Source organism: Hoylesella enoeca JCM 12259, from assembly GCF_000613405.1.
Lineage (GTDB): Bacteria > Bacteroidota > Bacteroidia > Bacteroidales > Bacteroidaceae > Prevotella > Prevotella enoeca.
Map to the genome: position 1 here is coordinate 1 of NZ_BAIX01000056.1, position 11490 is coordinate 11490.

Genomic DNA, 11490 nt, shown 5'->3' on the forward strand with positions numbered 1-11490 from the left:
GCACCTGGCGTAGACACCTTCGCGGCTTCATCTTACGCGCGCGCGAGGGAAGACGGCTAAACGTCTATCAACAAAGGGCTTCTCGGAGTTCCCTTTGTTCTTTTTTCATGCCCTTTTGCCAACCGAACAAGGGGGAAAATTTCACGAATTATTCATTCTAAAACATAGCGAATATGAACAGAAAACAATTAGAGAGTAGGGCTTACGTAAAGCCCAATGTGACAGTCTGCATATCGCAGACAGAGCAATTATTAACTTTCGCCAGTGGGCAGCATAAAGATGTCGAGAATGGCGGAAGCTTCGGTGATGCCAAGCAAGGATGGTTTGATGAGGAAGAGGAAGAATTCACCCCCTCTGCCGAAGAAAAGTGGAACGAATAAACTAACAAGGAGAAAAGCAAATGAAGACAATGAAGCTATTTGCAGCGTTTGCCCTGACTGGATTATGGCTGACGGCCTGCACAAACGAAGATTTAAACAAGGATAACAACACGACGAATGAAGCCGTGACTACTTTTGTTAGCGGTGACGAACTCGCCACACGCACCTCGATGGATCACAATATTGGTGGAAAGGGTAAATTCTTTTGGACAACGGGCGACAACATTTGGATCAACACGGGTGCCACGTCTATCGGTAGCACCTCGAGCAGCATCAATAATAAGACCGCTCATGCCCGGTTCTATTTCTCGACTGCACTTTCTGGCGCAAGCTACCCCGTCACTTACACAGGCAAGGCCAGCACCAAAGGCGACGAGGTGACCATCGCCACCACGCAAACGCAGAGCGCGCCCAACAACACTGAGCACCTCGGCGTGTCGGGCGATTGCGGAACAGCCACTGCCCATCGTGATGGTGCCGGAGTTTATAATTTCAAGCTCGAGCACAAGGCGGCTTACCTGTGCTTCCAGCCTCGCTCAACCAATCCGCATGTAAACCGAAGCAAACTGATCAAGATTGAAGTTACATCTGATAAGCCTCTTGCCGGCACCTACGGCTTCAGCGCTTCGGGCCTGTCGGCAACGCCCACCAGCGGCGCCTCGAAAACGATTGTGCTCAACACCAACCAGTTTGCTCTCGACAACACTACGGCCGATCTCGACAAGAACGGCAGTTACATGGTGCTTGCCCCAGGCCTGCATCACCTCACCGTTTGCTACTGGCTGCGCAACACCACAGACCATCCTGCTATATTGGGGTTGGGAATAAAGCCTATTGAAGGCTTTATTCCCCAACAAATCACGATCAATGTAGAAGCCGGCAAGATCTACGACATTACGGCCGACCTCAAGATACCGGAGTACGAAGAAACCTCTCTAAACACACAGCCCACTGCAAGCAATACGGCCAACAATCCGAACGTGAACGAGTGCACCTGGCTCGCCAGCGCAGGCGACCCGCATTGGAGCGATAAAATGCTTTGGGTGGGAAACAGGTGGCAGCAACTTTTCCATGGTGGTATGTGGTTTAAGAAGCTAAGCGTCATCGCCGCCGAGCAAGGCAAGTCGGAATCGTATTTAAAAACCGTTGCTTCGGATGGTAACGATTATGTTACAACGGCTCTCCCTCCTTATCCTTCGCAATGGACAAGACCTGTCACCGAAGGTATACCACAAAAATTAAGCGATTGCTTCTTCTTGGCTGCAGTAGGAATAGACGCTGGTGGTTCTAAATACAGGCTCCAAGAACTTGGTCAATATTGGTCAAGCTCAATAGTTCCGTCAAGTTCAGAGCGATATTTTCTACGATTTGAGAAGACTCTCGTAGGTCTAGATAGTGAAGATCTTTTCTACCAATATGGCTTCAGCGTAGAGTGGACACCGCGGTAAATCTCGTTGGAATGAAAAAAAATATAAGTATCAAGAATCAAAACTGCGAACGTGTGGAGCTAAATTTTCTCACGTAAGAAAATTTGGCTGCGCACGTGTGGAGATAAAATTCGAGACGTGAGAAAATTTATTTCCGTACGTATGAAAATTTTGCTCGCGACGTGCGCAGCCAAAACTCCAGACGTACGATTTTTAATCCACTGATAAACAAAGATTTAGAAAGGACGTAAAAATGAAAATTTACCTTCAAGAGCGGGTTAATCCGCAAGACAGAACCAAGAAGAAACTCTACGGCACGGTGTTTAACCTCGGACCGAAAACGTTGCACGAGATTTCGACCGACATCGCGGGGCGTTCGTCGCTCACGCGGGGCGATATCGAGAATGTGCTCTCGAACTTCGTAGACCGTGTTCCGAGTTACTTGCTCGACGGTTTCAGCGTGCAGATGGGCGAATTTGGTACGATCCGCATCTCGATTTCGAGCAAAGGCGCCGCCAAAGCCAAAGAGTTTAACACCGACACGATTAAGATTCGCGTCATTTTCACGCCCGGCGTCGCGTTTAAGAAAAGGCTCAAAGACGTGGCGTTTGAGATGGTGAAGAAAGGATGATTTAAAGGTGAAAAGGGGAAAGGGTGAAAAGATTGGTGGCGCTGTCTTTTCACTCTTTTTGTTTTGTTGTGGTTGCCCAACTTGATGATGATGAGTTGGGCAACGATGTTTTAATAAAGGCGGGAAGAGATGCGGGCATCTTGTAATAAATGCTTATCTTTGCCGCGCACTTGAAATAGAAAGGATGAAAAAACAGCTATGCGGATCGTGTTAATAGGAGCGGGCAATTTGGCTACGCAATTGGGGCTGTCGCTCGCAGAGGCTGGTCATGAGATGGCGCAGGTGTGGAGTCGGAGTATGGAGTCGGCTGCGGCTTTGGCCGATCTTGTGGGTGGTGCGGCTGTGACCGACCTTGGACAGATTGAGACGGGGGCCGACGTGTATATCCTGGCTGTCAGGGATGCGGCATTGCCCGAAATCATTCCGCTCTTGTGCCAGGGCCGAGAAAAGGGTGGGGTGGTGGTCCACACGGCAGGCAGTGTGCCTATGGAGATTTTCGAAGGTTTGGCCAGACATTATGGTGTGTGCTATCCGTTGCAGACATTCTCTAAATCGCGGCGGGTGAATTTCAAGGAGATACCTTGTTTTATTGAGGGTAATGACGATTATGCGATCAGTGAGCTGAAGCGTTTGTGCGCAAGTCTATCGGATCATGTGAGCTATCTTGCCTCTGCCGATCGGCGATATTTGCATTTGTCGGCTGTCTTTGCATGCAATTTTGTCAATCATTGTTATGATATAGCTTCGGACATTTTATCGGCGCATCAATTGCCTTTCGACGTGTTGCTCCCGCTGATTGATGAGACGGCACGCAAGGTGCACACGCTTACGCCGCAGGCTGCCCAGACGGGTCCTGCGATGAGATATGACAAACAGGTGATCCAAGCGCAGGCCGCCCTGTTGGCGGATATGCCTCAGGTGCGGGATTTGTATGAGAGATTGAGCAGGAATATTCACCGAAATGCTATAAGAGGATGATAAATTATGACTTAACTAAAATCAGGGCCATTGTGTTTGATGTTGATGGCGTGTTGTCGGCCGAAACGATTCAGATGGATTCGAAGGGCGAACCGTTGCGAACGGTCAATATCAAAGATGGCTATGCTATTCAATTGGCGCAGAAGTCGGGGTTGAGAATCGTTATTCTCACCGGCGGTTACAGCGAGTCGGTCCGATTGAGATATGAGCGTCTGGGCGTGGAAGACATTTATATGGGATGCGTTGTGAAGATAAAGACTTATGAGGATTTCCTTTCTAAATACGGTCTGGCTGATGAAGAGATTGTCTATGTGGGCGACGATATTCCCGACTATGAGGTTATGAAGCGATGCGGGTGCCCTTGTTGTCCGGCCGATGCGTGTGCGGATGTGAAGCAGATCTGTCGATATGTCAGTGCAAGAAACGGTGGATTCGGATGCGGGCGCGACATCATCGAACAGGTGTTGCGTGCGCAGGGGAAATGGTTGAATAGCGCCAAGGCTTTCGGATGGTAAGGGGGGCGTATGAGTCAATATAAAATTATTCTTTCGAGTAATTCGCCGAGACGGAAAGAATTGCTCGCCGGCTTGGATTTGGATTTCGAGGTGCGCGTGATTTCAGGTATCGATGAGTCGTATCCGGCAGATTTGGCGGTGGATCAAGTGCCGGAATATCTTGCAAGGAAGAAAGCTGCAGCTTATGACATAGCTGACAATGAATTGGTAATTACGGCAGATACCATTGTCACCATCGACAATATGATCTTGGGTAAGCCTGAAAACGATGCCGAGGCACACGGGATGCTTAAAATGCTGAGCGGTCGCACACATAGAGTCATCACAGGCGTGTGTCTGTCGGCCAAAGATCGACAGCGCCATTTCTCTGTGACGTCTGAGGTCACCTTCAAGGTTTTGACCGATCAAGAGATTGATTATTACATCGCGAAATATCATCCCCTTGACAAGGCCGGAGCTTATGGCATACAGGAATGGATTGGGTATGTCGGCGTGACGGCTCTGAACGGTAGTTACTTCAATGTGGTGGGATTGCCAGTCCAGCGTATTTATGAAGAATTGACAAGCGAATTTCTGAATCGGTAACCCAATTGTCCTGCGCATACAAAAACGAGAAAATCTTTTGTTATTCTCTCGAATTGGCGTATCTTTGCAACTCAAATATATAACCATAATCCCATCATTATGTCTGTGAAAGAAGAAAATATAAATGAGGAGAAAAAGAGTCTCAGTTTTGTAGAACAGTTTGTAGAAGAAGATTTGGCAGAGGGCAAAAATGGCGGTAGAATTCAAACGCGCTTCCCACCGGAACCCAATGGTTATCTGCATATCGGGCACGCAAAAGCCATCTGTATGGATTTCGGCGTAGCTGAAAAATATCATGGCGTGTGCAATCTTCGTTTCGATGACACCAATCCAAGCAAGGAGAATACGGAGTATGTGGAAAATATCCTCAATGACATCAAGTGGCTGGGATTTGAATGGGGGAATATTTATTATGCTTCCGACTATTTTCAGGAACTATGGGACTTTGCTGTTTGGATGATCAAACAAGGACTCGCTTACGTTGACGAACAGACTTCTGAACAGATAGCTGAACAAAAAGGGACGCCGACCGAACCGGGAACGGCGAGTCCGTATCGCGATCGCCCGATAGAGGAAAATCTTGCACTTTTCTTGAAAATGAATACGCCCGAGGCCGTTGAAGGGAGTATGGTGTTGCGTGCCAAACTCGATATGGCCAATCCTAATATGCACTTCCGGGATCCGATCATGTATCGAATTATTCAGATACCGCATCATCGTATGGGATCAAAATGGCATGCTTATCCAATGTATGACTTTGCTCATGGACAGAGTGATTATTTTGAAGGCGTCACTCACTCGATTTGTACATTAGAGTTTGTGCCTCACCGACCGCTCTATGACAAATTCATCGACTTCTTGAAAGAGATGAACGGCGAAACAGAAAATCTTAATGATTATCGCCCGAGACAGATCGAGTTTAATCGATTGAACCTGACTTATACCGTGATGAGTAAGCGTAAGCTCCACACACTTGTCGATGAAGGCTTAGTGGTAGGCTGGGATGACCCTCGTATGCCGACGCTTTGCGGTATGAGACGTCGCGGTTACAGCCCGGAAAGTATTCGAATGTTTATTGATTCCATCGGATATACCAAGTTTGAGGCTCTCAATGACATGGCTTTACTCGAAGCCTCGGTGCGAGAAGACCTGAATAAACGCGCTTGTCGTGTATCGGCTGTTCTGAATCCGGTGAAATTGGTTATCACAAATTATCCCGAGGGTAAGACCGAAGAGATGAAAGCCGTCAACAATCCTGAGAATCTAGAAGAAGGAAGTCATACAATCACATTCTCTCGGGAACTCTGGATCGAGCGTGAAGACTTTATGGAAGAGGCTCCCAAGAAATTCTTCCGTATGAGCTTGGGGAAGGAAGTGCGACTGAAAAATGCCTATATCGTTAAGTGCACAGGCTGCACGAAGGATGCAGACGGCAACATCACTGAGATTCAGGCAGAATATGATCCAACGAGCAAGAGTGGCGATATAGGAGCTAACCGCAAGGTGAAAGGAACACTCCACTGGCTTTCTGTGAATCATTGTCGCAAAGCCGAAGTACGTATTTATGACCGGCTGTTCAGTATTGAGAATCCGGCCGCTGATGAGCGCGACTTCCGTGAGCTGTTGAATCCCGAATCGCTCCGCATTTATGAAAATTGTTTTGTAGAAACCTACGCCGCAGAAAAACAACCAGGTGAATATCTACAATTCCAGCGGATCGGCTATTTTATGGCTGATCCCGATTCCACACCAGAAAAACCGGTCTATAATAAGACGGTCGGGTTGAAAGATACGTGGACAAAACAAAAAAGAATAGATTAATGACAAACGACGAATATTTCAGAAGCGAAGAGTTTAAAAATCTGCTCTGTACATATAAAAATGGACAGAAAAATGGTTCTCCTGCTTATATAGATCCGGATGATTTGGCAGATATCGCCGAATTCTATCACCTACAAGGCCATACCGATGAGGCCATTAAAATTTTAGACGATACGATCGAAAAGTTCCCGGGGGCCTCTGCTCCCTTGGAATTTCGTGCCCGGATCGAACTGCTGGTTAATAAAGATCCTTACAAAGCGGAAAAATTCGCCGACCAAATAGAAGACAAAAGCGACTTGGAATATGATTACCTGAGAGCAGAGATTATGCTTGTGCGTCGTCAGAATCAAGAAGCCGACGAATACTTACAGAGTTGTCTGAAAAGCATAGAGAAAAGCGATCGTGAAGACTTCTATCTCGATGTAGCTACGCTGTTCGCCGACTACAATGTGATGGACAAATCACACGAATGGTTGATGAGATCGAAGCAAACAAACTCAGATGACTACAAGGAGTTGCTCGGACGAATAGCGCTGAAGAAGGGAGACTATACGAAAAGTCTGCACATCTTCAGCGATCTTGTAGAGAAGAATCCATATTCCGGCTCGCATTGGAATCATCTGGCGTCATCGCAATACTTCTCTAATCTGATCAAAGAGTCGATCACGAGCAGTGAATTTTCGATCGCCATCAACCCCTATGATGATGAAGCCGTGCAGAACAAGGCGAATGGGTTATTCGCTTTGGGTAATTACGAAGAAGCATTGGTGTATTATAAAAAGGTGGCAGAATTATGTCCCAAGGATGGGACAGGTGAAATGTTTCAAGGAATTACGCTTCTCAAACTAAATCGCATGGAAGAGGGGATTGCACATTTAAAGAAAGCCGAAAAGATTGCGGACCGAGACCAGGACATACTGCCAGACATTTACCAAACATTAGCCTACGCACTCTCCGATCTTGGCGACCAACAGCAAGCCATGACCTATATCCGAAAGGCAGAACACACACCGGCAGCAAACCTAAATGAGTTGTCTATTCTCCGGGGACATCTTTTGATGGCGAAAGGCGAATTAGAAAAAGCACAGAAAACCTATCAGAAAGCCATCTATAACTCGAATTTCGATGCAGAAATCGTTCTTCGTGTAGCCATCTCAATCTACGAGAACAATCATGTCGAGCTGGCTTATGGTTTCTTCCACACACTCCTGCAAAACGATGACGACGAGCAAATCGACGGCTACGCCTATTTAGCGCTTGCTGCAAAGAGCTCGGGAGAGAAGAGGAATACAAGAATGCGCTCAAAATGGCTTGCAAAAGAAATCCTATCGAAGTAAAAGCCGTCTTCGGAGAAGCCATCCCACAGGACTTAGATACGGACGAATATTATAATTACCTAATCGCAAATCCTGATAAATCATGAACTGGTTATCCTCCCTTTTGGGGAATTTGAATTATACCACCGTGTTTTTTTTGATGATGCTGGAAAGCACTGTGATTCCCGTCCCGTCGGAATTGGTCGTGTCGCCAGCAGCTTACCACGCAGCCGGTGGAAATCTAAACATCTTCCTGGTTATCCTCTGCGCCACGCTCGGCGCTGATCTCGGCGCCAGCATCAACTATTTTGTCGCCTATTATCTCGGTCGTCCAATTGTTTATCGATTCGCGAACAGTCGGCTCGGAAGACTCTGCATGCTCAACCAAGAAAAAGTAGAAAAGAGTGAAAAATACTTCGACGATCACGGAATCGTAGCCACGCTCACGGGGCGACTCATTCCCGGCATCCGGCATCTCATCTCGATTCCTGCTGGACTTGCCAAAATGCGCTATTGGACCTTTCTATTTTACACAACGATCGGTGCAGGTCTTTGGAATTGCATTCTTGCCGCATTGGATGGTATCTGCACACCGTCGTACCCGAAGACCAACTTAACGACAAGATCATGGAATACGGCGAGTACATAAAAGTCGTGATCATGCTGTTGGTAGTCGTCGCTCTCTTATTTTTTATGAGCAGACACCTGCTCAAACGCAGACGAGGAGCATGAAAACTATCAAATGGGGATTTATCGGCTGCGGAGAAGTCACCGAAAAAAAATCAGGACCTGCGTTCAACGAAGTTGAAGGCTCTACAGTCGTAGCCGTGATGAGTCGAAATGAAAACAAAGCGCGATCCTACGCCGAGCGTCATCACATCCGAAAATGGTTTACCGATGCACAAAAGCTCATCGATGATCCCGAAGTTAATGCCGTTTATATCGCGACGCCCCCGTCAAGCCATGCGACGTTTGCTATCATGTCTATGCGAGCCGGAAAACCCGTATATGTGGAAAAACCCTTGGCAGCCAGCTATGAAGACTGTGCCAGAATCAACCGCGTGAGTGAGCAGACAGGCATGCCGTGTTTCGTGGCTTATTATCGGCGCTATCTGCCTTATTTTCTCAAAATTAAGGAATGTATCAACAAGGGCGTTATCGGACACACCATCAACGTGCAAATACGCTTTTCCGTACCGCCCCGCGATCTTGACTATCAGTCGCACGACACACTGCCGTGGCGTCTTCAGCCGGATATTTCCGGTGGAGGGTATTTCTACGATCTGGCCTCTCACCAATTAGATTTATTGCAAGATATCTTCGGAGTCATCACGCGCGCGCACGGCTATCCCGCCAACCGCGCACATCTTTACGAGCAGGCCGAAGATACAGTGAGCGCCAGTTTTCAGTTCGAAGACGGACTCGTCGGCAGTGGATCCTGGTGCTTCGTTGGACATCAAAGTGCAAAAGAAGACCGTATCGAAGTCATCGGTGACCAAGGGATGCTATCGTTTTCGGTCTACAACTATGATCCTATCCAGCTGATCACCAGTAGCGGAACAATCAACATAACGGTCCCCAATCCGCCTTACGTGCAGTTACCCATCATTCGTGCCGTGATCGAAGACTTGCAGGGAATAGGCGTTTGCACTTGCACTTCGATAAGCGCCACACCAGTAAACTGGGTTATGGACAGAATCTTGGGAAAATTTTGAAGCGCCTCTCTCTTTTATTCCTCACGTGCCTATTAGCAGCGCCCTTTGCGCATGCAGACGACAGCATCTCCTCGGGAAAGACGTTTGCGGCCCGAATCATCCACAGTTTATATACTTTCGTGAAAGATTTCAGTCGTGTGGACACGTCATATATCGAGCCGCAGCATTATAATTTCCAGACCATGCTCCAGAACACCAACACGTATGAAGTTTATCGTCTTCAAACACACAGTGGGATCGCGCTCACCTTGGCACCACAACCCACCTATAAATTAGGTCCATATTTCGGTTGGCGATGGATATTCTTAGGCTATGCTTTCGATCTGACGCATCTTGGCAACAGCAACAACCGTCTCGAATTCGATCTGAGCTTTTACAGTTCAAAAGTGGGCATCGATCTCTTCTACCGAAGGACCGGCGATGATTACAAGATCCGAAATCTCGATCTCGGAGACAAAATCAATACAGACAAGATCACCGACACACCTTTCGACGGATTCTCTGCAAGCATCCGGGGATTTAATCTCTACTATATCTTTAATCACCGTAGATTCTCTTATCCCGCCGCTTTCAGCCAGAGCACCGTGCAACGACGCAGTTATGGATCACCTCTATTAGGCATCGGCTACACAAAACACACTCTGAATCTCGACTGGGAAAGGCTCAACCGTGTTATCAAAGAGCGCCTCAGCACAGAAGACGGATTGGCTAAGGTAGATAGTGATCTGATTTCAGCAAAAATCAAATATTCTGATCTCTCTCTATCCGGAGGATATGCTTACAACTGGGTCTTTGCACACAACTGGGTGTTTGCTTCCTCGCTGTCGCTTGCGCTGGGCTATAAACACTCTTACGGCAACATCGGAGGAAAAGAAATAACAGCCGACAACTTTTCCTTCCGAAACTTTAACATGGATGGGGTAGGGCGCTTCGGACTTGTATGGAACAACACCAAGTGGTATGTCGGTGCAAGTGCAATTCTCCACGCCTACAATTACCGCAAACAACAATTCTCCACGAATACCGTTTTTGGTAATCTGAATTTCTACGTCGGATTCAATTTCAATAAAAAGAAATAAATATGAAGACAATTCTCCTCATCCTTATCTCCCTGTTACTCCCAGGGAGAGCTGCAGCCATCAATCCGCAATATATTCCGGCCGACAGCCTCCGCGTAATAGCACTACTAAAAAAAGCCAATCGTCTGACAACAAGCGATAATCCCATCCTCTTTTTTGCTCGCGAATTACGAGGCACGCCTTACGTAGCAAAAACATTGGAGAAAAACAAGAACGAACAGCTCGTAATCAATCTGCGCCAGCTCGATTGCACCACCTACGTTGAAAATGTCCTTGCCCTCGTGCTCTGCCATCGAGAAAACAAAAACACGTTTGCCGACTTCTGCCATTATTTGCAAAACATAAGATATAAATCAGGAAAAATCGAATACGCTTCACGCCTGCACTATTTTTCTGAATGGATCAGCAATCATGCAAATATCGGAGTTATCCACGAACTGCAAACGCCCAATCCGCCATTCACACGCGTGCAGAAACTCAACATCTCTTATATGAGCCGACATCCCCAATTTTATCCGATGTTGTCGGGCGACTCCGCTGCCATGAAAAAGATCAAAAAGATGGAAGAAAAGCTCACCGGGAATGAAATTCGATATATTCCGAGAGATCAGATTGTCAATTCTCAGCTCCTTCGCCAAACGATTCATGATGGCGACATCCTCGCCATCGTCACTCGCATTCCGGGTCTCGACACTTCGCATATTGGCATAGCCGTATGGCATCAGAACGGTCTCCATCTGCTCAATGCATCATCCATACGCCGTTGCGTCGTAGAAGAGCCGCTCACACTCCGTACTTACATGCAGCGTCACCCATCCCAACTCGGAATTCGGGTCATTCAAATCAAAGATTAAGCCAAGATTATTTTTTTCATCGAAATCCAATCGTTTTTGATCATCCGATGGGTCGGATGATCAAAATCCGCTCGATTTTTGCTTTCCGACCCCTCGGATGATCAAAATCCGCTTGATTTTTGCTTTCCGACCCCTCGGATGATCAAAATCCGCTTGATTTTTACTTTCCGACCCCTCGGATGATCAAAC

The 11490-nt window shown here is 47.2% G+C and carries 11 protein-coding genes and 1 pseudogene; all 12 read left to right on the forward strand.

What is annotated here, in order from left to right; all coding sequences use genetic code 11:
* Positions 1-173: 173 nt before the first annotated feature.
* Positions 174-380: a hypothetical protein gene (locus JCM12259_RS11390; RefSeq protein WP_025066549.1), complete on the forward strand. Its 207-nt coding sequence runs from the start codon at positions 174-176 to the stop codon at positions 378-380.
* A gap of 20 nt (positions 381-400) precedes the next feature.
* Positions 401-1828: a hypothetical protein gene (locus JCM12259_RS11395; RefSeq protein WP_025066550.1), complete on the forward strand. Its 1428-nt coding sequence runs from the start codon at positions 401-403 to the stop codon at positions 1826-1828.
* A 232-nt stretch (positions 1829-2060) separates the two neighbouring features.
* The gene (locus JCM12259_RS15295; RefSeq protein WP_036889003.1) at positions 2061-2438 is read left to right on the forward strand and encodes an HU family DNA-binding protein; all 378 of its coding nucleotides are present in this window, start codon (positions 2061-2063) and stop codon (positions 2436-2438) included.
* 198 nt (positions 2439-2636) lie between these two features.
* Positions 2637-3416: a Rossmann-like and DUF2520 domain-containing protein gene (locus tag JCM12259_RS11405; protein ID WP_025066551.1), complete on the forward strand. Its 780-nt coding sequence runs from the start codon at positions 2637-2639 to the stop codon at positions 3414-3416.
* Positions 3413-3931: a KdsC family phosphatase gene (locus tag JCM12259_RS11410; RefSeq protein WP_025066552.1), complete on the forward strand. Its 519-nt coding sequence runs from the start codon at positions 3413-3415 to the stop codon at positions 3929-3931. Before JCM12259_RS11405 ends, JCM12259_RS11410 begins: the two co-directional genes overlap by 4 nt.
* Before the next feature lie 9 nt (positions 3932-3940).
* A complete protein-coding gene (locus JCM12259_RS11415) occupies positions 3941-4516 on the forward strand; it encodes a Maf-like protein (RefSeq protein WP_025066553.1) in 576 nt (191 codons plus the stop codon).
* A gap of 99 nt (positions 4517-4615) precedes the next feature.
* A complete protein-coding gene (locus JCM12259_RS11420; RefSeq protein WP_025066554.1) occupies positions 4616-6337 on the forward strand; it encodes a glutamine--tRNA ligase/YqeY domain fusion protein in 1722 nt (573 codons plus the stop codon).
* Positions 6337-7674: a tetratricopeptide repeat protein gene (locus JCM12259_RS15930; RefSeq protein ID WP_051559359.1), complete on the forward strand. Its 1338-nt coding sequence runs from the start codon at positions 6337-6339 to the stop codon at positions 7672-7674. The genes JCM12259_RS11420 and JCM12259_RS15930 overlap by 1 nt, the downstream gene beginning before the upstream one ends.
* Positions 7675-7756: 82 nt before the next feature.
* Positions 7757-8385, forward strand: a pseudogene (locus tag JCM12259_RS15305) (DedA family protein).
* Positions 8382-9368 (forward strand): Gfo/Idh/MocA family protein, encoded by a 987-nt coding sequence (locus JCM12259_RS11435; protein ID WP_025066555.1) that lies wholly within the window; start codon positions 8382-8384, stop codon positions 9366-9368. The pseudogene JCM12259_RS15305 and the gene JCM12259_RS11435 overlap by 4 nt, the downstream one beginning before the upstream one ends.
* The gene (locus JCM12259_RS11440; protein WP_025066556.1) at positions 9365-10447 is read left to right on the forward strand and encodes a DUF4421 domain-containing protein; all 1083 of its coding nucleotides are present in this window, start codon (positions 9365-9367) and stop codon (positions 10445-10447) included. Before JCM12259_RS11435 ends, JCM12259_RS11440 begins: the two co-directional genes overlap by 4 nt.
* Positions 10448-10449: 2 nt before the next feature.
* Positions 10450-11301: an N-acetylmuramoyl-L-alanine amidase-like domain-containing protein gene (locus JCM12259_RS11445; RefSeq protein ID WP_025066557.1), complete on the forward strand. Its 852-nt coding sequence runs from the start codon at positions 10450-10452 to the stop codon at positions 11299-11301.
* The last annotated feature ends 189 nt before the right edge of the window (positions 11302-11490 follow it).